Source organism: Chromobacterium sp. HL1 (assembly GCF_057418835.1).
Genome location: NZ_CP162399.1, coordinates 1,502,690 through 1,527,675 on the forward strand (window position 1 = coordinate 1,502,690; position 24,986 = coordinate 1,527,675).

Genomic DNA, 24,986 nt, shown 5'->3' on the forward strand with positions numbered 1-24,986 from the left:
GCCATGATTGTTAGATCCACTTCTTCCTGGCTGCGCCTGTTGTTTGTCTGGCACGGTTCGGTGCTGCCGCGCATCATGCCGCGCCTGCTGCTGGTCTTCTTCATTTCCATCGCCGCCGCCGCCGTGCGCGGCTGGTGGCTGAGCGAACACGCGGACTCCGCGCTCAGCATTCCCGCCTTTACCTTGATGGGGGTGTCGCTGGCCATCTTCCTGGGTTTCCGCAACTCGGTCAGCTACGAGCGCTTTTGGGAGGCGCGCAAGCTGTGGGGCAGCTTGCTGATCGTCAACCGCTCGCTGGCGCGGCAGGTTCTGTCGCTGGCGCCGGACAATGCGGACGCGCGGCGTCTGATAGACGGCTGTTGCGCCTTCGCCTACGCGCTCAAGGCGCAGTTGCGCGGCGACGACGCCGACGCCCATCTGCGCCGTTTGCTGCCGGAGGAGATTCTGGACAAGGCGTTGGCGGCGCGCTTCAAGCCGGCGCTGATCCTGTCCTGGCTAGGGCAATTGGCCGCGCGCATGCGCGGCGACGGCGTGTTGGGCGATATGCAATGGCATGCGCTGGACCGTAATCTGAACTCGCTGTCGGAAGTGCTGGGCGGCTGCGAGCGCATCGCCTCCACGCCCATTCCCTTCACTTACCGGGTGCTGCTCAACCGCACCGTCACGGTGTATAGCCTGCTGCTGCCGGCCGGCCTGGTCACCAGCATAGGCTGGCTGACGCCGGCGATCGCGGTCTTCATCGCCTACACCTATCTGGCGCTGGAAGTGATAGGCGAGGAGCTGGAGGAACCGTTTGGCAAGGAGGGCAACGATCTGCCGCTGTCCGCGCTCTGCCACGGCATCGAAGCCTCCTTGCGCGAGATGCAGGGCGAGGAAGTGGCGGCTCCGGCGCCTTCGCAGCAGGGTATTTATCTGTATTGAGCCATCGAGCCGCATAGTTTAGAACGTGTTTACGATCTAGCGAGCTAAGGCGAGACAAGGCGTACTCATCGTGCCGCATCTCACGAAGCGCAGCAGGTCGTAAACAGGTTCTTACAGCGCGGCCAGCTCGTCCAGGCTGATGATGCGGGCTATCGTCGCCAGCTGGCGCATCGAGATCTGATGCTCTTCCTCGCTGGCGGCGGCGCAGCCGTCCTCCAGCACCAGCACCTGGTAATCGCGGTCGTGAGCGTCGCGTGCGGCGGCCTGCACCGCCCAAGTGCTGCTGACGCCGGACAGGATCAGGCGTTCGATGCGATGGGCGCGCAGCACCGCTTCCAGCGAGGTGGCGTAGAAGGCGCTGACGCGCGGCTTGATCACGATGGCGTCTTCCGGCCTTACGTCCAGCTCCGGGTGGAAGGCGGTGCCGGGGCCGGACAGATCCAGCGCGCCGAATTCGTGAGCGCGGCCGAACAGCGGCGAGGCCTTGGGTTGTTCCACATAGGAGGGCGCGAAGCCCACTTTCACCTGCGCCACCAGCCAGCGGCGGCGGCGCGCCTCGGCGATGGCCTGGTTGGCGGCGGCGATGACGCCGCGTTGACGCGCGTGCTCGGCGCAGCGGGCGACCTTGCCGCCGTCCATCATGATGTCACGGATATAGTCCAGTCCGATAAAAGCGGTGTTCATCGCTGAGTTCCTTATGGCGTATTGATCAAGACCGGCGAACGGCCGGCGTTTCAGCCGCGGCCAGTTCCGCCAGCAGCTCGCCGGCGGCGAGCAGCAGTTCCAGGCGCTGCGGCGGCAGTCCGGCCAGAGCGGCGCGCAGCCAGTCGTCTTTGCGCAGGCGGTGAGCGTCAAGGACCTGGCGGCCGGCGCCGCTCAGGCGAATCCGGACTTTGCGGCCGTCATTGGGGTCGCCGGCGCGCAGAATCAGGCCGCCGGCGTCGAGTTCGCGCAGCAGGCTGGCCAGGTTGGAACTGCGCAGCTTTTCCGCGCGGGCCAGCGCAGACGGCGTTGCGGCGCCGTCCGCGCGTTCGATGCTGGCCAGCAGCGAAAGCTGGGCAAACGGCAATTCGTCGTCCTGGGCCTCCTGGCGCAAGCGGCGCGTCAAGGCCATCAGTTGCAGGCGCAGCCGGGACACGGCCTCCGCCGGGATCGATGAGTTAGGCATTTTTCTATTTTAACATAGCTATGTTTGTATAGATAAGTCGGCGAGAAAACGGCGCCGCCAGCGACGCCGAGGCCAGCTCTAGCCTTGTTTCTGACAGTTGCTCATCCAGCGTATGCCGAAGCGGTCCACCAGCATGCCGAAGCGGGCGCCCCAGAAGGCGTCGTGCAGCGGCTCGTTGATCTGGCCGCCCTGAGCCAGGGCTTCAAAGATCGCGGTCTGCTCCGTCTCGCTGTCCAGCATGAAATTCAGCGTGATGTTTTCACCGATGGCGGGCGTGCGGCCCGGCATGCCGTCGGAGGCCATGAAATGAACGCCTTCGGCTTTGAACTCGGCGTGCAGAATCTTGTTCTTGGCCTCGTCCGGGCTGGGGAAGTCCGCGTCGCCGAAGCGCATGAGCGCCACGATTTCGCCGTTGAAGCATTGGCGGTAGAAGGCCAGCGCCTGTTCGCACTGGCCGTGGAAGTTGATGTAGGGCAGCAGGGTTTTCATCAGGGAGACTCCTGGTGGGTGGGGAGGGGCGGCCGTGTTTCAGGCTTGCAGGCATTGCCGCAGCGCATTGTTGACGGCTTCCACCGTTGCCGGCCGGGTCAGGCGAGCGGTTTCCTGGCCGTGGCGCAGGAAAATCAGCGTAGGCCACAGCTTGACGCGGTAGCTGCGTCCCAGGCGGCGGCCCGGCCCGTCTTCGATTTGCAAATGACGGACGTCGGGATAGGCCGCCAAGGCATGTCGAATCAGAGGCTGAGCCGCCTGGCAGTGGCCGCACCAGGGCGCGCCGAATTCCAGCACGGTGACGCCGGGCTGGGCATCCAGTTCGGTGCGTTCCGGCGCCGGGTCGCGATAAAGCTTGTCCATGGTCAGGCTGGGGCAAGGGTGGATTTTAAATATGCCAAAGGACTTGCGTATTTGCCAGCGCCGTGATGAGAGGGCTGGCGGGGCGGGCTTGCCAAAGCCGGGCAAAACCGCGACGATGCAGGCCGTTTCATCAATGGCTCGGGGTTTGAACTCATGAAATCGCGCAATGTTTCCGGCGGCTTGGTGTATTCCACCGAACACGGCCGCATGTGTCCGCAGTGCGGCTTTGCCGTCGCCCAATGCCAATGCGGCAAGCAGGAGGCGCCGGCCGGCGACGGCGTGGTGCGGGTGCGCAGGGAAACCAAGGGCCGCAACGGCAAGGCGGTCACCGTGATTCAGGGCGCGCCGTTGAACGCGCTGGAACTGGCGCAGTTGGGCAAACAGCTGAAAAACGCCTGCGGCAGCGGCGGCACGGTCAAGGACGGCGTCATCGAGATCCAGGGCGATCATTGCGAGCAGGTGCTGGGCTTGCTCAAGCAGCGCGGCTGGACGGTGAAGCGCGCCGGCGGCTAGACGCGCTCCAAAGCCTGTAGCGCCTTGTCGGAGACGAGGCGGCGGGAATGCTTTTCACCGTACGGCCCTGCCGCTTTTTCAGCGGCAGGGCCTTGTCTCGCGCTGGCTTGCGAGGTTTTGGAACAGCGGCTTGGGATTGCACCGGAATGAAAAAGCCCGCGGCGTGCCGCGGGCGGGGTGGAGCGATGGGGCTTAGGCCGGCTGCGCCTGCCGCTGCGGGCTGGGGCTGAGCGGCGTCCGTCGCTGCAGCTCGGCGGCGAATTGCGCGCCGAATTGTTCCAGGTACTGGCGTTGCAGCAGGCATTCATGCGGCGCGTTCACCTCGTACTCAATCAGCTTGCCGGAGACGTAGGGCTGCCAGAGCGACGGCTGCTGGTCTTCGGGGCGCAGGATGTCGGTGGTGGCGCGGATGAAGATCAGATCGCCGTCGTAACGCTGGTAGCGGCAGCGGGCGAGCAGTTCCAGCATCAGCTTGGAGTCGTTCACCAGCCGGGTCAGAAACTCCTCGCCGACCTGGCTGCCGCCCAGCGCTTCTTCCATTGCGCTCTTCAGCCCCTTGATGCCGGCACGCGGCGCGCCGACGATGGCCCGGGTCATGCGGGTGATGATGGTGGCGTCGTCCAGTTTCAGCGAGGCCGGCCCGCCCTGCAGCGGATAGCTGTCGAACATGCACAGGAAGCTGACCTCGTGGCCGTCGGCCTGCAGCATGGCGGCCAGGCGCAGCGCCAGATTGCCGCCCACCGACCAGCCCGCCAGCTGATACGGCCCCTGCGGCTGCACCGCCTGGATGCGTTGCCGGTACTCCTCCGCCAGTTCGTCCAGCGATTCGACGACGCGTTCCGGGTCGCGCAGTATCGGCGACTGGATGGCGTACAGCGGCTGGTCCTCGGGCAGGAAGGGCAGCAGGCCGGCATAGGGCCAGGCGATGCCGCCGCCCGGGTGAATGCAGAACAGCGGCGGGCGGCCGCCCTGGACGCGCAGCGGCAACATGGCGTCGAAAGGATCGCTGAAAGCGGCGGGCCGTTGCAGGCGCAGGGCCAGCTGGCGCGGCGTGGGGGCGGCCAGGAAGTCGGCGATGCCCAGCGAGACGCCGAAGGTTTCCCTGACGCGGTTGATCAGTTGCAGCCCCAGCAGCGAATGGCCGCCCAGCGCGAAGAAGTTCTGATTGGCGTAGAACTCGCCGCATTCCAGCGCCGTTGCGAACAAGCGGCACATGATTTCCTCTTCAGGCGTGCGCGGCGGAGCCTGTTCGCCGTCGTCCAGCAGCGTCGGCGTCGGCAGCTCGCCGGTGGCCAGCTTGCCGTTGGGCGTCAGCGGGAAGACGGGCACCACCATGATGACGCTGGGGATCATATGATGCGGCAATTGCCGGCTCAGCGCCTGTTTCAGGCCTTCGCTGTCCAGGTCCAGCTGTTGGTTGGCCACATAGCCGACGATGGCCGGGCCGTGGGGCAGGTCCCGCAGCAAGGCGACGGCGTCCTCTACGCCGCCGCAGCCCAGCAGGGCGTTCTTGATTTCGTCCAGCTCGATGCGCAGCCCGCGCAGCTTGATTTGATTGTCCTGGCGGCCCTGATAGTGGATGCGGCCGGCGTGGTCGAAGAACACGCGGTCGCCGGCCCGGTACATGGTGTCGGCGGGGTCCAGCAGATCGGGGACGAAGCCTTTGGCCGTCAGCTCCGGGCTGTTGCGGTAACCGCGGGCCACGCCGGGGCCGCCGATGAACAAATCGCCCCAGGCGCCGGGCGGCAGCAGCCGCTGCCGCGGGTCCACCACATAGAGCCGGGTATTGGCGGTGGCGGGCCCGATGGACAGGTCGCCGTCGCCGTAGTCGGCGTTGATCGAGGTGGCGAAGGAGGTTTCGGTCGGTCCGTAGACATTGAGCAGGCGGCAGTGGGAGAAGCGCGCCAGCAGCGCCGGCGTGCAAGGCTCGCCGCCCAGCATCAGGACGGTGTCTTGCGGGAAGTCCTCGGTCTGGTGGTAGGCCAGCAGGCTGGGCGTCATGACCACGAGCTTGATGTTTTCCCGTTTCACCAGCGCGGCCAGCGGTTTGCCGGGCGCGCTGGCGACTTTGTCGCAGATGACCAGGGTGGCGCCGGCCAGCAGCGTCATCATGATTTCCAGCACCGACATGTCGAAGCCGGCGGCGATGAATTGCAGCACGCGCTGGCCGGCTTGCAGCCCAGCCGCCCGGATGGCGGTGTCGGCGATGGGCACCAGATTGCGGTGGCTTACTTCCACGCCCTTGGGCTTGCCGGTGGAGCCGGAGGTGTAGATCAAATAGCCGGGCGCGGCGGGGTCTACGCGGGGAAGCGGTAGGGCGGCCGGCGGCAGCGCGTCCAACGCCGCGGCGTCCAGGAGCAGCTGTTTTTCCGGCGCGATCCCGGCCTTGACGGCGTCGCCGCCGGCGATGATGACCGCGGCCGGCGAGGCGTCGGCCAGAATGTATTCGATGCGGGCTTCCGGCAGGTCGGGGTCCACCGGCACATAGCCGGCGCCCAGCTTGAACAGCGCAACGGCCGCGACCGCCCACTCTATGCTGCGCGACACGATGACGGCGACATCGTCCCCGTGGCGCACGCCGCGCGTCAGCAGCAGGCTGGCCAGGCGGTTGGCGCGCTCGTCCAGCTCGGCGTAGCTGAGTTCGCGCTCTCCCTGGCGCAGCGCCGGCCGATGGGCGTGGCTTAGCGCAGAGGCGGCGAAGGCGTCGGCGAAGACCGGTTGCGCGTCGGCGCGCGCCGGCAGCGGATAGCGGCGTTCTCGTTCGCCCGGCAGCAGCAGTTGGTAATCCGCGGCGAGGGTTTCCGGGTTGGCGACGAAATGCTCGAGCAGCAGAATCATCCGCTGATAGTGCAGTTCCAGCGCCTCTAGCGGGTAGAGATCGGCGTTGGCGTTGAAGCCTATCTCCAGCCGCCCGTCGGCGTTGCGGTCGAAAATGTCGATGCCGAGATGATCGGCCGGACCGTTGGCGACATTCTGCACCGTGGCTTCGCAGCCGTCGAAGCTCACTTCCTGGTCATAAGCCACGATATTGAGCAGGGTGTTGAACAGCGGCTTGTGACCGCGTTCCGCGTACAGGTCGCGGATCATGGCCTCCGAGCGGTAGCCCTGATGCAGCAGATGGCGGCGCAGCTGGCGCTGGATGTCCGCCGCAACCGACAGCACCGTGGCCTCCGGCGCGAAGGAGATGCGCAGCGGCAGGATGTTGGCCACCATGGCCGGAATCTCGCGCAGGGCTTTCAGCTGACGGGCCGCCACCGGCATGCCCACCGCCAGTTCGCTCTGGCCGGTCATGCGGTGCAGATAGGTGGCGCAGGCCGCCAGCAGCAGGCTGGACAGACGCAGGCGGTGTTGGCCGGCGGTTTCCCGCAGCCCGTCCACCGCCGCGCCGGAGAAGGCCTTGCGCAGGCGGTTCAGCTTGCGCAGGGGCGCGTCGCCGGGGACCAGTTGGGTGGCGTCGGGCAGGTCCAGGCAGTATTGGCGCCAGTAAGACTGGTCCTTGAGATAGGACTCGCTCTGGCGATAGGCCTGCTCCGCCTCGAACACCTGGCTCAGCGGCTGCGCCGGCAGCGCTTCGATGGCTTCGCCGCGCGCCAGCCGGACATAGCAATCGGTGATGTGCTTGAACAGGATGGCGTGGCCGAAACCGTCCACCACCAGATGGGAGCCCAGCTCTATCATGCGGTGGCGACGGTCGCTCAGTTTGACGATCAGATACCGGATCAGCGGTTGTCGGGCCAGGTCCATATCGTCGGCCAGCAAGCCGTTCAGCATGGCGGCGTAGGCCTGCTCGGGGTCCGCTTCGGCCGATAGGTCGCGCAAGGAGAAATAGGCGTCGTGCAATTCGGGACGCAGGTGTTGCTGGTATTGGCCGGTGACCGCGTCCATCTCGAAGGCGGCGCGCAGGGTTTCCACTTGTCTGCACACGGTCTTGATGGCCTGTTCCAGCAGCGGGGCCTGCAAGTCGCCGGTGAATTCGATCACATCGCACAGGTGATAATGGAGATTACGGCCTTCCTGGCCGATGGCCAAGCAGACTTCCTGCTGGGCGGCGCTCAGCGGGCAGATCGATTTATCGTCTAGCATAATGTTTCCAATATGGTTTTTACAGTTATTGATATTTATTTAAAATAAAGTTAAGGGCGAATGAAGGCGCGACAAAAAAGAAGGACGCGTCGCCGCTATCGTTGCGGCTTTAGTACGGAATGGGTTTTACGGGCGGCGGATAGGCCCGGAGAGGGGCGGGTCGGTTGGCGACGCCGTGGATTGGCGTGGCTGACGGAGTACGGTGCGCGTTGCGGCGTTTTTCATGGGTGCCCTGCACATGTCGTATAAGACAGGCCGAATATGTCGTTTTGATAATACGTGGAAATTATATCAATACGGCATGAAATTGACACAGTAAAATTCACTCGACATATGTCGGCGAAGTGGATTTGTCTCATTTGTGCAAACGCACATTTTGAGAGCGTCGATATCGGCTCAAGTACAGCCAAAGCTAGACACGGCAGGCGCTTAATGTTCCGAGATAGTACGATGCGGCGCAGCAAGCTGCGCCCTGGCTTGGCGGCGGACAGGGGCGGCGGGAGGGAGATGCATGCCGATTGGCGAACAGAGGAGGAGGCTGACGCGCTTGCCAGCGCGGCGTTCAAGTCCGGCTTGCCTCCGGTCCGGGTAAGCGGGGCGGGCGGGAGTTAGGGCGAAACAGCAAAGAAAAAGACCGAAATCCGGCGCCATCCACTGACGGCGCCCTGTATTTCGGTCTTGTTTGACAGTGACGATCCGGTGTTTAGAACGGAATGTCGTCGTCCATGTCGTCCAGTTGCTTGGGCGCCGGGCGCTGCTCCTGGCGGCGCGGCGCGGGCGGGGCTTCCTGGCGCGGGGCCGGGGCGTTGTAGCCGTAACCATCGTCCATGCCGCCGCCGCTCATGCCGCCGCCGGAACCGCCCATTTCATTGCGGCCGCCCTGCAGGCTCAGTTCATTGACGCGCACGTCCGGGGACAGGCGTTTATTGCCTTCTTTGTCCTGCCATTCGCGCAGGGTCAGTTGGCCGTAAACGGTTACTTGCTGGCCTTTGGCCAGGTAGTTCTTCAGCGATTCACCGCGCTTGCCCCATACCTGGCAGCTGAACCAGTTGGTGCTCTTGCGCTCGCCAAAGCCGATGTCGCTGGCTACGCGGAACGACAGTACCGGCTCACCGCTGGGGGTGTAGCGCAGTTCGGCGTCGGCGGCCAGACGGCCGTCAAAGGTGATGCTGTTCATCAGATGTCTCCGAATAAAAATCTAAATATTTGGCCTGTCGCCGCAGCTCAGAACGTGGCTCCGATCAGGCGCTGCACCGTCGCCTCGTCCCACTGCCGCTGCGATACCTTCAGGTAGGCCACGCGGTCTTCCAACACGACCACGGCTTCATGCACGCCGGTCACGCCGGCCAATTGGCGGGACAGATCGCCGGCGTCGCCACGCCAGTCCTCGCCGATGTGATACATCACCGAGCGCACCGGCTTGGGCGGCCGCATGGCCAGCGACCACAGCAGCCAGGTGAGCATCAGCAGGCTGGTGAAGCCGAACACGCCGGCCGGACCGTAGCGGGTATACAGCCAGCCGCCGACGGCAGCGCCCAGGAACAGGCCAAGGGATTGGGCGGTATTATACACGCCAATCGCGGTTCCCTTGGCATCCGCCGGGGCGATCTTGGAAATCAAGGACGGCAGCGTGGCTTCAAGAATATTGAAGGCGATGAAATACAGGCCCAGCCAGGCTACGATCTGCCAGAAGCTGTCCAGCGCCATCGCCATGCCCAGTTGGGCGGCGGCCATCAGCGCGATGGCGCCGACGAAGACCTGCTTGAGCCTGGCCTTTTTCTCGCCGTAGATGATGGCCGGCACCATCAGCAGGAAACCGATCACCGTCACCGGCAGATACACCTGCCAGTGCTGGGTCTTGTCCAGATGCGCGGTCTTGATCAGCGCGAAGGGGATGGTGACGAACATCGCCATCTGCGCCGCGTGCAAGGCGAAGATGCCGTAATTGAGCTGCAGCAGCTGGGGGTCTTTCAGCACCGCCGGCAGCCGTTTGGCGTTGGCCTCGGTGTCGGAGTGGAAGCGCGAACTGACCGGGTCCGGAATGATCAGCCAGACGCCGATCAGCGCGGCCAGCGACAGCACGCCGGTGAGCGCGAAAATGCCGTTGACCCCGATGTATTTGGCCAAGAGCGGCCCCAGCACCAGGCTGGCGGCGAAGGTGGTGCCGATGGACATGCCTATCATCGCCATCGCCTTGGTGCGGTTTTCCTCGCGGGTCAGGTCCGCCAGCAGCGCGGTGATGGCGGCGGAAATGGCGCCGGCGCCCTGGATGACCCGGCCCACGGTCAGGGTGGCGATGTCGTGCGCGCCGGCGGCGACGAAGCTGCCCAGCGCAAACAGCAGCAAGCCGCCGTAAATCACCTTCTTGCGGCCTATCTTGTCGGAGAGCATGCCCAGCGGCAGTTGCAGCAGGGCCTGGGTCAGGCCGTAGCTGCCCAGTGCGATGCCGATCAGCGTGTGATTGTCCGCGCCTTCCAGGGTTTGGGCGTACAGGGCGAATACCGGCAGGATCAGGAACATGCCCAGCATGCGCAGGGCGTAGATGCCGGCGAGGCCAAGGCTGGCCCGGAGTTCTGTTGCGTTCATTCTTGTGTGCGTCGTTTGTGTTGCTGGCGGGCTGCGGCCTGCGGGCCGCGCCCCATGGTTCTAGTAACGGTCCGGCGCCGTTCCGGATGACGCCGCGCGTTAAAGACTGGTGGAGTCAGACTTGCCAAGTCAGGTATATTAACAGGTTCCCTGACCGACGGTGAGTTACGCTCCAATATGGACAGCATTCGCATTCGCGGCGCACGCACGCACAATCTGAAGAACATCAACCTGGATTTGCCCCGCCACCAATTGATCGTGATTACCGGCCTGTCCGGCTCCGGCAAATCCTCGCTGGCCTTCGACACCCTGTACGCGGAAGGGCAGCGCCGTTACGTGGAAAGCTTGTCTGCCTATGCGCGCCAGTTCCTGCAATTGATGGAAAAGCCGGACGTGGACCTGATCGAAGGCCTGTCGCCGGCGATCTCCATCGAACAGAAGGCCACCAGCCATAACCCGCGTTCCACCGTGGGCACCGTCACCGAAATCCACGACTACCTGCGTCTGCTGTACGCGCGCGTCGGCGAGCCGCACTGCCCGGAGCACGGCGTGCCGCTGTCCTCGCAAACCGTCAGCCAGATGGTGGACCATGTGCTGGCCTTGCCGGAGGAAAGCCGGGTGATGATCCTGGCCCCGGTCATCGTCGGCCGCAAGGGGGAGAATCTGGACTTGTTCGAAGACCTGCGCGCCCAGGGCTTCGTGCGGGTGCGGGTGGACGGCGAAGTGTTTGAACTCGACGCCGTGCCCAAGCTGGACAAGAACAAGAAGCACACCATAGAAGTGGTGATAGACCGCCTGAAAGTGCGCGAGGACATGAAACAGCGGCTGGCGGAAAGCTTTGAAACCGCGCTGCGCCACGCCGAGGGCCGCGCCATCGCCGTGGAAATGGACAGCGCCAAGGAACACTGGTTTTCCGCCAAGTTCGCCTGCCCGGTGTGCTCCTACAGCCTGCCGGAGCTGGAGCCGCGGCTGTTCTCCTTCAACAACCCCATGGGCGCCTGCCCCAAGTGCGACGGCCTGGGCGAAATCACCTTCTTCGATCCGCGCCGCGTGGTGGCGCATCCGGAACTGAGCCTGGCCGCCGGCGCGATCAAGGGCTGGGACAAGCGCAACCAGTTCTATTTCCAGATGCTGATGGCGCTGGGCGAGCATTACGGTTTTTCCGTGGCCGAACTCGCCTTTGAAGACCTGCCGGAAAAAGTGCGCAACGTGGTGCTGCACGGCTCCGGCCGCGACAGCATCGAGTTCAGCTATATGTCGGAGAAGGGCACCAAATTCAGCCGCGCGCATCCGTTTGAGGGCATCATCCCCAATCTGGAGCGCCGCTACCGCGAAACCGACTCCTCCGCGGTGCGCGAAGAACTGGCCAAGTACCAGAACAACCAGCCCTGCCCGCACTGTCAGGGCTCGCGGCTGCGCCTGGAGGCGCGCCATGTCTTCGTCGGCGACAAGACGCTGTACGAGATCAACCAGATGCCGCTGAAGGACACCGCCGGCTTCTTCGCCCAACTGGCTTTCAGCGGCCAGAAACAGGCGGTGGCGGAGAAAATCGTCAAGGAAATCAGCGAGCGGGTGTCCTTCCTCAATAATGTGGGCCTGGACTACCTGAACCTGTCCCGTTCCGCGGACACCCTGTCCGGCGGCGAGGCGCAGCGCATCCGCCTGGCCAGCCAGATCGGCTCCGGCCTGACCGGGGTGATGTATGTGCTGGACGAGCCGTCCATCGGCCTGCATCAGCGCGACAACGACCGCCTGCTGGCCACCTTGATGCGGCTGCGCGACCTAGGCAATAGCGTGATCGTGGTCGAGCACGACGAAGACGCCATCCGCGCCGCGGACTACCTGGTGGACATGGGGCCGGGCGCCGGCGAGCACGGCGGCGAAGTGCTGGTGGCCGGCACCCCGGCGGAAGTGGCCGCCTGCGCCCATTCCGTCACCGGCGATTACTTGTCCGGCCGCCGCCGCATCGCGCTGGGCGGCGAGCGCCGCGAGGTGGATCCGGAGCGCATGCTGCGCCTGATCGGCGCCAGCGGCAACAACCTCAAGGACGTCACCCTGGACCTGCCCTTGGGCATGCTGGTGTGCATTACCGGCGTGTCCGGCTCCGGCAAGTCCACATTGATCAACGACACCCTGTACAAGATCACCGCGCGCGAACTCAACGGCGCCAGCGAAGAACCGGCGGCCTACCAGGACATCCAGGGCCTGAAGCAGCTGGACAAGGTGATCAACGTAGACCAGAGCCCGATCGGCCGCACCCCGCGTTCCAACCCGGCCACCTATACCGGGCTGTTCACCCCCATCCGCGAACTGTTCGCCGGCGTGCCGCTGTCGCGCGAGCGCGGCTACGGGCCGGGGCGCTTCTCCTTCAACGTCAAGGGCGGCCGCTGCGAGGCCTGCCAGGGCGACGGCGTGATCAAGGTGGAAATGCACTTCCTGCCGGATGTCTACGTGCCTTGCGACGTATGCCACGGCAAGCGCTACAACCGCGAAACCCTGGAAGTGCAATACAAGGGCAAGAGCATTCACGAAGTGCTGGAAATGACGGTGGAGCAGGCGTTGGACTTCTTCAGCGTGGTGCCCACCGTGGCGCGCAAGCTGAAAACGCTGATGGACGTGGGCCTGGGCTATATCCGCCTGGGGCAGAGCGCCACCACCCTGTCCGGCGGCGAGGCCCAGCGCGTCAAGCTGGGACTGGAATTGTCCAAGCGAGACACCGGCCGCACCCTGTACATCCTGGACGAGCCCACCACCGGCCTGCATTTCCATGACATCGACCTGCTGTTGCAAGTGCTGCACCGCCTGCGCGAAAGCGGCAACACCGTCGTGGTGATCGAGCATAATCTGGACGTGGTCAAAACCGCGGACTGGCTGATAGATTTGGGGCCGGAAGGCGGCGCCGGCGGCGGTCAGATCATCGCCACCGGCACGCCGGAACAAGTGGCGGCCAATCCGGTCAGCCATACCGGGCGCTACCTGCAGCCTTTGTTGCAGCGCGAGCAAGGCTGATGGCAATCAAGTACAATGCGCGGATAGACAGCTTGCTGTTATAAAGAAATACCGGCGGCGGCAAGGGGCGAACGGCGTCGCCAGCCCAGCTGGACGGCGCGTCGCCCAAGGGCCATCGCATCAAAAACAATATGAGGAAGTCATGCTGACTTTAGGCAAGATCGATCACATCCACATTCGTGTGACTGACGTGCCCAAGGCCCTGAAATGGTATCAGCGCGTGCTGGCCATGGCCCCGGACCCGCGCTACAAGCACATGCGCGAAGGCCCGCACGGAGCGGTGATGTTGGCCAACGCCAACGGCGCGGTGCGCCTGGCGGTGAGCGAAGACAAGAGCGGGGCGGCCAATCATCAGGGCGACATCGCCTTTGTGGTGAGCGGCCAGGATTTTCTGGAGTGGATAGACCAGTTGGCCGGCGAGCGCGTCACCAATCGCGACGGCCAGACCATCGCCCGGGACTCCGTGCGCGATCATCGCTTTTTCTGCTCGCTGTCCTTTGTCGATCCCTTCGGCAATCCGTTCGAGATCGTCAGCTACGATCACACCTGGCTGGTGGGCAAGCTCAAGCTGAACGAACAGCTGGAGTGACAACCGTCATCCGCAACTAAAACCGCCGGTCTTGCGCCGGCGGTTTTTTATGCGCTCAAGACAGCGCGCCCTCCTGGCGCAGCACTTGTTCCAGCGCGGCGAAGCAGGCGGGGTCGATGGCGCTGCCCAGGTGCCGGCGCATGATGTCCAGCGTTTGCGGCGCGGGGGTGGCCGGGTGGTAGGGGCGTTCCGCGTTGATGGCGTCGAAGATGTCCGCGGCGGTGATGATGCGGGTTTCCAGCGCGATGGCGTCGCCGGACAGGCCGCGCGGGTAGCCGCCGCCGTCCGGGCGCTCATGGTGGGCGCCGGCCACCCAGGCCAGTTCGGCGAAGTGTTCGATGCGGCCCAGGATGGCTTCGGTGTAAGCGGCGTGGCGTTTGACCGCCTCCCATTCGTCCGCCTCCAGCTTGCCGGGCTTGTCCAGTATGGTGTTGCTGACGCCCAGCTTGCCCACGTCGTGCAGGAGCGCGCCGCGTTTCAGCCAGCGTCGCCGTTCCTGGCCCAGTTCCAGTTCCGCGGCGATCTGGTCGGCGTAATGGCCCACTCTTTGGCTGTGGCCGGCGGTGAACGGGCTTTTGGAATCCACCACCTGGCCGAAACCCTCGGCGATCTCGTCCAGATAGTCCTCGTCCAGCGGCACCGCGTATTGGGCCGGCTCCAGCCTCAGCACCGCCTGGTCGATGTCGTCGGCCTCCAGCTGCCGCCAGAAGTCCGGCCGGGCGCCTACGCGGCGGAAGGCGGCCACCAGTTCCGGATCGAACCAGCCGCCGGCGCGGCGCAGCGCCTGCTCCAGAGCCGCCTGGCGGCCGTGGGTGATGTGGAACACGTCTATCACCTGGGCCAGCAGCGCGATGCGCGAATTCAGCGGAATGGCGTCGCCGCGCAGCCCCAGCGGCCGGCCGGAGCCGTCCCAGTGTTCGTCCAGCGATTGAATGCCGCGCGCCACGTTTTCATTGAAACGCAGCTGGCGGGCGATGTCGGCGCCGCGGTGGCAGCGGGTGTTGATCAGTTCGTCCGCCATCGTCCTGCCGTGGCGCAGCACTTTGAGAACGGAGGCCGCGCGCCGCGCCCAGCCCTCGCTGTGGGTGCCGGTGTTCTTGAACACAAAGCCCAGTAGCTGCGGCAGGCCGGCACCCACTTGCTTGAAGTCCTGTTTGAAGCTGCGATCGTCGGTTTGGTACAGCTCGCAAATGCGCGCCGCATTGCTGCTGCAGCCCAGGTCCTTGAGCAGGATGGCGTAGTACAAATCCCATAGCCGCTGCGGCGGCAGATCGATGTATTGGCCGATATGCATGCCTATCCAGCAGCTGCGGATGCAGTGGCCCTCGGGCTGGCCTTCGGTGATGTCCAGCGCGTAGCTGAGCGAGCTGATCAGTTCGGACAGCTTCAAGGTGGCGGCCATGGGCGCTCCACGGGGTTGAGGCGGGCAGGGAGACTGCGGGAACCTATTTGGAGCCGCTCACAAAATTTCGCAGAGCACCTGAGGCAAGTCGGTACAACGCGGCATCAGGGTTTTTGTGAGCGGCTCTTACCTTCTTTATCCTCGGCGGAGCGCGTTTTTTCAATCCCGCCACGCCGGCGCGTGCTCGCGGCTCAGCCGCGCGATGGCGTCCACCAGCCGCGCTTCAATGTCCTGGTCCAGCGGCAAGCGCTCGCTGGCCAGTTCCGCCAGCCGCGGATGGGCGCCCACCTGCACCGAGTGGCCGGCGTCCAGGAACATGCTGACGTCGTTGCTGTCGTTGCCGAAGCAGATCAGCTCCTCGGCGGCGATGCCGCATTGGCGCAGCGCGGCCATCTTGCTGACGCCGGCGGCGGTGATGTCGAAGATCTGTTCGTCGGAATGGTGGTGCAGCTCCACGCCGGCGTGGGCGTCCAGTTCCCGGCGCAGGCCGGGGACGTCGGCGCAGGCGGTGATCAGCAGCTTGGCCGGCTGGCGGATGTCTTCGGCGCCGACATGGCTGGCCAGTTTGCCGGGGTCCACCTTGTTGAGGAAGGGGTGGCTGGCGTCGCCGTTGTAGTGGTAGTTCCAGCTCAGGTCCACCAGATAGGACGCGGCGAAGCGTTGCGCCAGTTGGGTGACGTCGGCGAACACCGGGTCCGGGATGGGGTTCAGCCGGTGCAACTGGCCTTGCCGATGGCTCATCGCGCCGTTGGCGCCGATGATCAGCACATCGTGGAAGCGGGCATCCAGCAAGGGCAGGATGTCGCGGTAGGGGCGGGCGGAAGCGAAGCCCAACTGGTGGCCGTGCCGGCGCAGGCTGTCCAGCGCGTCCTGGATGGCCGGGCTGATGGTCCTGCCGTTGAAGCAAATGGTGCCGTCGATATCAAAGATGAAGTGCATGGGGTCTCGCTGCGGGAAGGTGGCGACGGCGGGTTTTTAGCGTCGTTTTATGATGTTTGTATTCTAACTGTCTTGGCAACTCGGGTGAAGCCGCCGCGCTGAATCGAATGCCTCCGGACTTGTCGGCGAGCGGTATCGCCCACATTTTCCTTTTATGACTGTTCAACCTGGAGAGTGCCGCGCATGAGCCAAAACGTTTGTTTGGACCCGTTGACCGCCGCCGATTTTTCCGCCCTGGCCGAACTGGCCGGCGAGATCTGGCATCAGCATTTCATCAGCATGATTAGCCGCGAGCAGATCGAATACATGCTGGCCGGCCGTTATGTGCCGGAAAAGCTGTCCGCCTATCTGGACGCGCCGGACCGCTGGTTTGGCCTGTTGAGGCTGGACGGCAGGCTGGTGGGTTATTGCAGTTACGCGCTGACGGCGACGCCGGGGGAGATGAAGCTGGAGCAGTTGTATCTATTGGCGGAGACGCGCGGCCGCGGCCTGGGCGCTTATATGCTGGACGCGGTGGAACGGGCGGCGCGGCAGCGCGGCTGCCATACCCTGGTCTTGACGGTGAATAAGCACAATGCCGGCGCCATCGCGGTGTACAAGCAGCGTGGTTTTACCTTGCGGGAGCAGGCGGTGTTCGACATCGGCAACGGCTTTGTGATGGACGACGACGTGATGGAGAAGCGCTTGGCTTGAAGGCCGCTGCGTAGTCTTCAAGAGTGGCCAACTGAAGGGCGCAAGGCGGAATGCCTTGCGCCTTTTCCGTTTAGGGGCCGGATTCAGAACCTTAGGGTTCTGTCACGGGTCTCCTCCTGCCACATCGCCTCCAGATAGCTGTGGTACTCATCGGCAATCCAGCCGGCGGCGTGACACAGGCCTTTAAGTTGTACTAGATCCGGGCGCGGCAGCGCGATCTGCTGGCGCATGCTGACCAGCAGCGGGCGCAGTAAATCCAACGCTTCCAGGCCGTTGGCCAGCGCGTCCGCGGTTTCTAGTTTGGAGAGGGGGGCTGCGGGGAGGGGATGTTTATCCATGATGAACTCCTGACATGGCGTTCCGAGGTCACTTTAGCGGTGCGTTCGGAATAGGGCTGAGAAGCCGCGACTGACGAGCGCGGGTTTCGCCTGACAGGTGTGTTCAGCACCAAGAGGGAATCTAGCAGAATGAATAGGAATGGGTAAAGCGATGGGAGGCAATATTTTATCGCCTCCATCAGGTGCAGCTATTTCACCTTGGTTGGCTTGCCCTGAGTTTCCATTAGTTGAGCAAATTTTGTCCACGAGAGACGATGTTTGTTAACCGAGTTACCTGAGGGAAGCCATTCGATGTTGCCTTTGCTGATCAATAGCTTGCCAAGTCTTGTGCTATCAACCTTAACTTCGATCTCAACGTCTTTGTGAAGGATAATTTTTTCACTCAGGTTTAAAAGTACTTGATGAGCCATAAACCATCTCCATTTTTTACGAGGCTAAGTTTAAGTAGGCTGGTTTTAAAGTGTGGTGCACTTAGAGGTAGGGTACCTCTTTGGTAAGCTTTTTGTCATATTTTGATGGTCGGAAGGTTCATCCCGCTCACGTTTTTTAGAGGTGGGTGATCAGCTGCATGGTTGATGAACTAGGCTAAACGCAAAGGAAGGCATGCTTTCGATGTGGCCCAACTCCCTTCATGCCTGCTGACGGGTCCCGGCGGGTAGCCGTAGGCCAGGCTTGCAGGGTGGCCTTTAAGTGAAAAGGATATTTGGCCAAGCAAATACCCTCCTCCTTCTTGCCGGGCAGCCCCGGCAATGAAAACCATCATCCGCGTAGAGGATTCGATATCTTGCCTTGAGCAATACCCTCGGGCCGCAAAGATCGGGAATAGGTTCTAGGGAGTTGCTCAGGTGCCGCAGAAGGTCCGATACCCTTGCGCCACTTCCGGCGCGGCCGGCAGCGTGTAGCGCTCCAGGCCGGCGCGTTCGGTGAAGGGCTGGCGCAACACGTCCAGCAGCGCCAGCGTCGGGCCCATGTCGCCGTGGTCGCTGGCGGCGGCCAGCGCTTCTTCCACCAGGTGGTTGCGCGGGATGTAGAGCGGGTTGGCCTGGCGCAGCGCGGCGGCGCGTTCGGCGGCGGCTTGCGGTTCGGCGTCCAGCCGCTGGCGCCAGCGCGCCAGCCAGGGCGCGGCGGCGGCCGGGTCGTTGAAGAGCTGAGTCAGTGCCTGGTCTTGGCCTTCGGCGGCGTCGGCCAGCCGGCGCCAGGCCAGAGTGTGGTCGGCGTCCTGGCGCGCCAGCAGCGCCAGCCAGTCTTCGGCCAGTTCCTGGTCGATGTCCTGCGCCTGGCTCAGGCCCAGCTTGCGGCGCGCCTGTTGCAGCCAGTGGGCTTGGTAGCGCTCGGCGAAGTCTTCGATGACGGCGGTGGCCGCCGGCACCGCGTTCTTGGGCTCGTCCGGGTCCAGCAGCGGCAGCAGGGTTTCCGCCAGCCGGGCCAGGTTCCATTGGGCGATGGCCGGCTGGTTGCCGTAGGCGTAGCGGCCGCCGCTGTCGATGGAGCTGAACACGGTGGACGGGTGGTGGACGTCCATGAAGGCGCAGGGGCCGTAGTCTATGGTTTCGCCGCTGAGCGCCATATTGTCGGTGTTCATCACGCCGTGGATGAAGCCGGCGTGCATCCAGCGGGCGATCAGTTCGGCCTGATGTTCCGCCACCGCTTGCAGCAGCGCCAGATAGGGTTGTTCGGCGTCGGCCAGTTCGGGGTAGTGGCGCGCCAGGGTGTAGTCGGCCAGCCGGCGCAGCATGTCGCGTTCGCCGCGGAGGGCGAAGTACTGGAAGGTGCCGACGCGCAGATGGCTGGCGGCGACGCGGGTCAGCACCGCGCCGGGCAGCGCTTGTTCGCGGTAGACGGTTTCGCCGGTGGCGGTCACGGCCAGCGCGCGGGTGCTGGGGATGGCGAGCGCGTGCATGGCTTCGCCGATGATCAGTTCGCGCAGCATCGGCCCCACCGCGGCCTTGCCGTCGCCGCGGCGGGAGAACGGAGTGCGGCCGCTGCCCTTGAAGGCGATGTCGCGGCGTTGGCCGTTGCGGTCGATGATTTCGCCCAGCAGCAACGCGCGGCCGTCGCCCAGCGACGGCGACAGGCCGCCGAACTGGTGGCCGGCATAGGCTTGGGCCACCGGCTTGGCGCCGGCCGGCAAGGCGGCGCCGGAGAAGGCGGCGGCCAGCTCGGCGGCGTCGGCCTGGGCGCTGTCCAGGCCCAGCTCTTGCGCCAGTTCGGCGTTCCAGTACAGCAGGGCCGGCGCGGGCGGGAACTCGGGCTTGACCGGCGCGCAGGCGTCGGGCAGGTCGCGGGCGTAGCTGTGGTCGAAGTCGATGTGGATCATGGCGGGCTCGCTGGGCGGGGTATTGGATTGAGACGCCGGCGGCGGGGCAAAGTGCCCGGCCGCCGGCCGGCAAAAAGCCGCCCGTGGGCGGCTGGATTTAACGACTGCGGCCCTTGCCGGCCGGTTTGCTGCCGGGTTTCGCTGGTTTGCCGCGTCCGGCCGGCGCTTGGCCGGCGCCGGGCTTGGCCATGGCTTTGGCCTGCGCGGGCTTGCCGCGCTGTCCGTGACCGGCGGGGGCGGCGGCGCGCTGGCCTGGGGCCTTGTTGCGCGACAGCGGCGCGCCCATGCGGTGGCGCACGGCGGCGGCCTTGTCGCCCGGCGGCGTCGGCGGAATCAGGCAGTGCTTGCTGTGGCCGATCAGATCGCTTCGGCCCATCTGAATCAGCGCGTCGTGGAGGATCTGCCAGTTGTCCGGGTGGTGGTAGCGCAGGAAGGCCTTGTGCAGTTTGCGGCGGTAGCCGTCGCGCACCACGTCCACTTTTTCCGAGCTGCGCGACAGGCGCTTGAGCGGATTGCGGCGGGTGTGCCACATGGTGGTGGCCATCGCCATCGGCGTGGGGGTAAAGGTCTGCACCTGGTCCAGGCGGAAGTTGTTCTTCTTCAGCCACAGCGCCAGGTTCATCATGTCTTCGTCGCTGGTGCCGGGGTGGGCGGCGATGAAGTAGGGGATCAGATACTGTTCCTTGCCGGCCTGGCGGCTGAAGCGTTCGAACAGTTCCTTGAACTTGTCGTACGCGCCCATGCCCGGTTTCATCATCATGGACAGCGGACCGTCCTCGGTGTGTTCCGGGGCGATCTTCAGATAGCCGCCCACATGGTGTTGCACCAGTTCCTTGATGTATTCGGGCGAGCGCACGGCCAGGTCGTAGCGCAGGCCGGACTGGATGTTGATCTTCTTCACGCCCGGCAGCGCGCGCGCCTTGCGGTAAAGCTGGATCAGGTGGCTGTGGTCGGTGTTCAGGTTTTCGCAGATGTCCGGGAACACGCAGGACAGCTTCCTACAGGAGCGCTCGATCTTCGGGTCCTTGCAGGAGAGGCGGTACATATTCGCGGTCGGGCCGCCCAGGTCCGAGATATGGCCGGTGAAGCCCGGGGTCTTGTCGCGGATTTCCTCGATTTCCTTGAGGATGGACTCCTCGGAACGGCTCTGGATGATGCGGCCTTCGTGCTCGGTGATGGAGCAGAAGGTACAGCCGCCGAAACAGCCGCGCATGATGTTGACCGAGTACTTGATCATTTCCCAGGCCGGGATATTGGCGTCGCCGTAGCTGGGGTGCGGGTTGCGGGCGTAGGGCAGGCCGTAGACGTGGTCCATTTCCTCGGTGGAGAGCGGAATCGGCGGCGGGGTCAGCCACACGTCGCGCTCGCCGTGCATCTGCACCAGTGCGCGGGCGTTGCCGGGGTTGGATTCCAGGTGCAGGGTGCGGCTGGCGTGGGCGTACAGCACCGGGTCGTGGGCCACGGCCTCGTAGGCCGGGATGCGGATCACGGTCTTGGCGCGTTCGGCGCGGCGCTTGGCCAGGCGCTCTTCGCGGGATTCGATGCGGATTACCTGCGGCTTGGACGGGTCCTGGTCCTTGGTGGCTTCGGCCGCCTGTTCCGGGATTTCCTGGTAGGGGTTGAGGTGGACGTCCACCTTGCCCGGCAGGTCCACCACGCTGGAATCCATTTCCTGCCATTCTTCATCCGGGCGCCAGCCGTGTGGCACGATGAAGGCGGTGCCGCGCACGTCGCGGATCTCGCTCAGCTTCTCGCCCCTGGCGGCGCGGTGCGCCACTTCCACCAGCGCGCGTTCGGCGTTGCCGTACAGCAGCAGGTCGGCCTTGGAGTTGATCAGCACCGACGGGCGCACTTTCTCGCTCCAGTAGTCGTAGTGGGCGATGCGGCGCAGGCTGGCCTCGATGCTGCCCACCATCACGCCCACGCCGGGATAGGCTTCGCGGCAGCGCTGGGCGTAGACGGTGACGGCGCGGTCCGGGCGCTTGTTGGCCGCGGCGTGCGGGGTGTAGGCGTCGTCCGAGCGCGGGCGGCGGTCCGCGGTGTAGCGGTTGATCATGGAGTCCATATTGCCGGCGGTGACGCCGAAGAACAGATTGGGCTTGCCCAGTTCGCGGAAGGCGTCCGCCGAGTGCCAATCCGGCTGGGCGATGATGCCCACGCGGAAGCCCTGGTCTTCCAGCAGCCGGCCCACCAGCGCCATGCCGAAGCTGGGGTGGTCGATATAACCGTCGCCGGTGATCAGGATGATGTCACAGGAGTCCCAACCCAGCTGCTCCATTTCGGCGCGGGTCATCGGCAGGAACGGGGCGGCGCCGAAGCGGCTGGCCCAGTACTTGCGGTAGGAGGTGATCGGTTTGGCGGCGTGTGCGGTCGTCATGCTGGCAAAAGGCTGAAGTTCAGACAACCCGCTATTATGCCATAGTTGCCGCTTGCTTGTGGATTAAGCGCTTGTTTTTTATTGGAAATTGCCTTGGTTGCAGTAGGGTTTTGCCGCAAGGGCGGTTTTGCCCATCAAAATCAAGGCGCTGCGCGCCCTGGCCGCAGGAACGGGGCGCCGGGGTTCCCACATGACATTCCCCGGCCGCAGGCGTATCCTAGCGGCCCGCTTGCAGGGCCGGTAAACGGCTTGGCGGGGCGGGGCGGCTGCTTAGGGCCTGTTCAAAGTCTGCTGCGCTTCCGTGAGACGCGGCACGGTGAGCGCCGCTGCGAAATGCTCCCGTGCCACGAGCGCATGCCGGGTTCTCAGCGATTTTCGCCAAGTTATGTCTCGCGCGTGCTCGCGGGACTTTATGGACAGGTTCTATAGACGCGGCCGAGGGTGAGCGACTTGTAAAGCGGGTCTGGCCTCGGGCCAGTCGGCTTTGTCAGCCGCTCCTTGCCGCGTGGAAATCATTGTTTCAGCTAGGAGCTCAGATGACGAGCCAGATCGTATGGGTGGACGGCGCGGCGCAAGGCCGCTATGTGGATGAGTTGGAGCAGGGCAAGGTCTTGTATCTGCCCAGCTTCGATTTCAAGCTGCTGGCCGAGGAGGGCCGCTTGCTGGACCCGGCCGTCGCCGATCCCAAACGCAAGAACATCAGCCTGGAGCCGGACAACGGCGCCTTGCACGGCGTGGTGGGCGGCGCGGAACGGGAGGCGGAGGTGCGCGGCTTGATCGCGCGCTACCAGCGGGCCGCCGCGGATCTGGCCGCGCGCTTGTTGCCGGAATATCAGGGCAAGCTGCGCGCGGCGCCCACCAGCCTGCGGCTGATGCGGGTGGAGGACCGTCGGACGTCCTGGCGCAAGGACGATAGCCGGCTGCATGTTGACGCGTTTCCGTCCCGTCCCAATTACGGCGAACGCATTCTGCGGGTGTTCTGCAATATCAACCCCGATGGCGAGCCCCGGGTGTGGCGGGTGGGCGAACCGTTCACCGATATGGCGCGGCGCATGTTGCCGCGGGTGCCGCGGCAGTGGCCGGGTTCGGCGGCCTTGCTGGCGGGCTTGAGGATCACCAAGCGCAAGCGCAGCGCTTACGATCACATCATGCTGCATCTGCACGACGCGATGAAGGCGGACCTGGATTATCAGCGCCAATGTCCGCAGGAAACCATGCCGTTCCCGCCCGGTTGCGCCTGGGTCTGTTTCTCGGATCACGCGTCGCACGCGGTGATGTCAGGCCAGTTCATGCTGGAGCAGACTTTCTGGCTGCCGGTGGCGGAGATGGCCCAGCCGCAGCAGTCGCCGCTGGCCTTGCTGGAGCAGTTGTCGGGCCGGGCTTTGTTGTAAGGCGGCCAAAGGCGGGGCGGGCGAGGCCGGCCCGCTCCCAGCGGGGGCGAAATCGGTTACAATCTTCGATTAGTCATAAACTCGCACCGCACAAAACAATGAGCACGGAAAACAACGCGCCGGTTGTCAGCAACTTCATCCGCAACATCATTGACGAGGACCTGGCCTCCGGCAAGCACAGCAGCATCGTCACCCGCTTCCCGCCGGAACCCAACGGCTTCGCCCATATCGGCCACGCCAAGGCCATTTGCCTGAACTTCGGCCTGGCCGAGGACTACCAGGGCAAGTGCAATCTGCGCATGGACGACACCAATCCGGAGAAAGAATCGCCGGAGTACGTGCAGTCCTTCATCGACGACATCAGCTGGATGGGTTTCAAGTGGGACGGCGACGTGCGCTTCGCTTCCGACTACTTCGACCGCCTGTACGGTTATGCGGTGGAGCTGATCCAGGCCGGCAAGGCCTATGTGGACGATCTGTCCGCCGAGGAAATGCGCCAGTACCGCGGCAGCCTGACCGAGCCGGGCAAGAACAGCCCCTACCGCGAGCGCAGCGTGGAGGAGAACCTGGACCTGTTCTCCCGCATGAAGAACGGCGAGTTTCCGGACGGCAGCAAGACGCTGCGCCTGAAGATAGACATGTCTTCCGGCAACATCAATCTGCGCGATCCGGCCATCTACCGCATCCGCCGCGCGCATCACCACCGCACCGGCGACAAGTGGTGTATTTACCCGATGTACGACTACACCCATTGCATTTCGGACGCCATCGAGGGCATCACCCACTCCTTGTGCACGCTGGAGTTCGAAGACCATCGTCCCTTGTACGACTGGGTGCTGGACAATATCAGCATCGGCTGCCATCCGCGTCAGTATGAATCGTCGCGCCTGGAACTGCTGTATACGCTGACCTCCAAGCGCAAGCTGCTGGCGCTGGTAAACGAGGGCGCGGTGAGCGGCTGGGACGATCCGCGCATGCCCACCGTGGCCGGCATGCGCCGCCGCGGCTACAGCCCGGCCGGCATCAAGCTGTTCGCTCAACGCATCGGCGTGTCCAAGAGCGAAAACATCATCGACATGACCATTCTGGAAGGCGCGGTGCGCGAGACGTTGGAAAACGATTCGCCGCGCGTGATGGCGGTGGTGAATCCGCTGAAAGTGACGCTGAGCAATTACGACGCCGCCGTCACCGCCAGCCGCAGCGCGCCCTTCCATCCGCATCATCCGGAGTTCGGCGAGCGCGAAGTGCCGATCGCCCGCGAGATCTGGATTGAGCAGGACGACTTCGCCGAAGTGCCGCCGCCCAAGTGGCAGCGCCTGACCGTTGGCGGCGAAGTGCGCCTGCGTTACTCCTACGTGATCAAGTGCGAGGAAGTGGTCAAGGACGCGGCAGGCAAGGTGGTGGAACTCAAGTGCAGCATCGACCACGACACGCTGGGCAAGAACCCGGAAGGCCGCAAGGTCAAGGGCGTGATCCACTGGGTGTCCGCAGAACACGCGATTGAGGCCGATGTGCGCTGGTACGAGCGCCTGTTCACCGAGCCGCGTCCGGACGCGGTGCGCGGCGAGGACGGCGAATATCTGGACTTCCGCCAGTTCCTGAACCCGGAATCGCTGAAGCTGGTGCCGACCTATGTCGAGGCCTCGGTGCTGCAGGCGGCGCCGGAATCGCGCTTCCAGTTTGAACGCCTGGGTTATTTCGTCACCGACCGTTACGAGCATCAGCCGGGGGTCAAGGCGGTATTCAACCGCAGTGTGGGCCTGAAGGACAGCTGGAGCAAATAAGCTTGGACGCCCGGCCGGAAGCTG

At 64.5% G+C, this 24,986-nt stretch carries 20 protein-coding genes; 7 read left to right on the forward strand and 13 right to left on the reverse strand.

Annotated elements, in window-relative coordinates:
- Positions 1-3: 3 nt before the first annotated feature.
- Positions 4-921, forward strand: a complete 918-nt coding sequence (locus AB1Z25_RS07025) for a bestrophin family protein (protein ID WP_107800197.1) — start codon at positions 4-6, stop codon at positions 919-921.
- A gap of 111 nt (positions 922-1,032) precedes the next feature.
- Here the strand turns inward: AB1Z25_RS07025 and AB1Z25_RS07030 are convergent, their stop codons facing one another.
- The 4 genes from AB1Z25_RS07030 to AB1Z25_RS07045 form a co-directional block, all read right to left on the reverse strand.
- Positions 1,033-1,605 (reverse strand): cysteine hydrolase family protein, encoded by a 573-nt coding sequence (locus AB1Z25_RS07030; protein ID WP_486636882.1) that lies wholly within the window; start codon positions 1,603-1,605, stop codon positions 1,033-1,035.
- 25 nt (positions 1,606-1,630) lie between these two features.
- Positions 1,631-2,089, reverse strand: a complete 459-nt coding sequence (locus AB1Z25_RS07035) for a MarR family winged helix-turn-helix transcriptional regulator (protein WP_486636883.1) — start codon at positions 2,087-2,089, stop codon at positions 1,631-1,633.
- Positions 2,090-2,167: 78 nt separating this feature from the next.
- Positions 2,168-2,578, reverse strand: coding sequence for a VOC family protein (locus AB1Z25_RS07040; RefSeq protein ID WP_107800194.1), 411 nt, complete (start codon positions 2,576-2,578; stop codon positions 2,168-2,170).
- A gap of 39 nt (positions 2,579-2,617) precedes the next feature.
- Complete coding sequence (locus AB1Z25_RS07045; protein ID WP_486636884.1) at positions 2,618-2,941, reverse strand: thioredoxin family protein; 324 nt, start codon at positions 2,939-2,941, stop codon at positions 2,618-2,620.
- 153 nt (positions 2,942-3,094) lie between these two features.
- On the opposite strand from AB1Z25_RS07045, the gene AB1Z25_RS07050 reads away from it, so the two are divergent.
- Positions 3,095-3,454 (forward strand): translation initiation factor Sui1, encoded by a 360-nt coding sequence (locus AB1Z25_RS07050; protein ID WP_486636885.1) that lies wholly within the window; start codon positions 3,095-3,097, stop codon positions 3,452-3,454.
- Between the two features lie 192 nt (positions 3,455-3,646).
- Here the strand turns inward: AB1Z25_RS07050 and AB1Z25_RS07055 are convergent, their stop codons facing one another.
- From AB1Z25_RS07055 to AB1Z25_RS07065, 3 genes are all read right to left on the reverse strand, one after another.
- Positions 3,647-7,537: an amino acid adenylation domain-containing protein gene (locus AB1Z25_RS07055; RefSeq protein WP_486636886.1), complete on the reverse strand. Its 3,891-nt coding sequence runs from the start codon at positions 7,535-7,537 to the stop codon at positions 3,647-3,649.
- Between the two features lie 703 nt (positions 7,538-8,240).
- Positions 8,241-8,714, reverse strand: a complete 474-nt coding sequence (locus AB1Z25_RS07060; RefSeq protein WP_107800189.1) for a single-stranded DNA-binding protein — start codon at positions 8,712-8,714, stop codon at positions 8,241-8,243.
- 47 nt (positions 8,715-8,761) lie between these two features.
- Positions 8,762-10,123 (reverse strand): MFS transporter, encoded by a 1,362-nt coding sequence (locus tag AB1Z25_RS07065; RefSeq protein ID WP_253314424.1) that lies wholly within the window; start codon positions 10,121-10,123, stop codon positions 8,762-8,764.
- Between the two features lie 177 nt (positions 10,124-10,300).
- On the opposite strand from AB1Z25_RS07065, the gene uvrA reads away from it, so the two are divergent.
- A complete protein-coding gene (gene uvrA / locus AB1Z25_RS07070; protein ID WP_227103974.1) occupies positions 10,301-13,132 on the forward strand; it encodes an excinuclease ABC subunit UvrA in 2,832 nt (943 codons plus the stop codon).
- Positions 13,133-13,274: 142 nt separating this feature from the next.
- Positions 13,275-13,721: a VOC family protein gene (locus tag AB1Z25_RS07075; RefSeq protein ID WP_081545504.1), complete on the forward strand. Its 447-nt coding sequence runs from the start codon at positions 13,275-13,277 to the stop codon at positions 13,719-13,721.
- A gap of 55 nt (positions 13,722-13,776) precedes the next feature.
- Here the strand turns inward: AB1Z25_RS07075 and AB1Z25_RS07080 are convergent, their stop codons facing one another.
- Positions 13,777-15,123 carry an HD-GYP domain-containing protein gene (locus tag AB1Z25_RS07080; protein ID WP_253314425.1) on the reverse strand — a complete coding sequence of 449 codons (1,347 nt, stop codon included), beginning with the start codon at positions 15,121-15,123 and terminating at the stop codon, positions 13,777-13,779.
- Between the two features lie 159 nt (positions 15,124-15,282).
- Complete coding sequence (locus AB1Z25_RS07085) at positions 15,283-16,062, reverse strand: HAD-IIB family hydrolase (protein WP_253314426.1); 780 nt, start codon at positions 16,060-16,062, stop codon at positions 15,283-15,285.
- 183 nt (positions 16,063-16,245) lie between these two features.
- Here AB1Z25_RS07085 and AB1Z25_RS07090 point away from each other — a divergent pair, with 183 nt between their 5' ends.
- A complete protein-coding gene (locus AB1Z25_RS07090; protein WP_253314427.1) occupies positions 16,246-16,755 on the forward strand; it encodes a GNAT family N-acetyltransferase in 510 nt (169 codons plus the stop codon).
- An 83-nt stretch (positions 16,756-16,838) separates the two neighbouring features.
- Here AB1Z25_RS07090 and AB1Z25_RS07095 read toward each other — a convergent pair whose 3' ends face one another.
- From AB1Z25_RS07095 to AB1Z25_RS07110, 4 genes are all read right to left on the reverse strand, one after another.
- Positions 16,839-17,093: a hypothetical protein gene (locus AB1Z25_RS07095; protein WP_486636887.1), complete on the reverse strand. Its 255-nt coding sequence runs from the start codon at positions 17,091-17,093 to the stop codon at positions 16,839-16,841.
- 188 nt (positions 17,094-17,281) lie between these two features.
- Entirely contained in the window at positions 17,282-17,503 is a 222-nt protein-coding gene (locus AB1Z25_RS07100; protein ID WP_082151202.1) for a hypothetical protein, read from the reverse strand.
- Positions 17,504-17,934: 431 nt separating this feature from the next.
- Positions 17,935-19,410, reverse strand: coding sequence for a protein adenylyltransferase SelO (locus AB1Z25_RS07105; protein WP_486636888.1), 1,476 nt, complete (start codon positions 19,408-19,410; stop codon positions 17,935-17,937).
- A 97-nt stretch (positions 19,411-19,507) separates the two neighbouring features.
- A complete protein-coding gene (locus AB1Z25_RS07110; RefSeq protein WP_227103965.1) occupies positions 19,508-21,787 on the reverse strand; it encodes a YgiQ family radical SAM protein in 2,280 nt (759 codons plus the stop codon).
- 536 nt (positions 21,788-22,323) lie between these two features.
- Between AB1Z25_RS07110 and kdoO the strand changes: the two genes are divergently transcribed.
- Both kdoO and AB1Z25_RS07120 read left to right on the forward strand, forming a co-directional pair.
- On the forward strand, positions 22,324-23,178 hold the full coding sequence (gene kdoO, locus AB1Z25_RS07115; protein WP_107800180.1) for a Kdo hydroxylase KdoO: 855 nt from the start codon (positions 22,324-22,326) through the stop codon (positions 23,176-23,178).
- A gap of 98 nt (positions 23,179-23,276) precedes the next feature.
- On the forward strand, positions 23,277-24,962 hold the full coding sequence (locus AB1Z25_RS07120; protein ID WP_107800179.1) for a glutamine--tRNA ligase/YqeY domain fusion protein: 1,686 nt from the start codon (positions 23,277-23,279) through the stop codon (positions 24,960-24,962).
- The last annotated feature ends 24 nt before the right edge of the window (positions 24,963-24,986 follow it).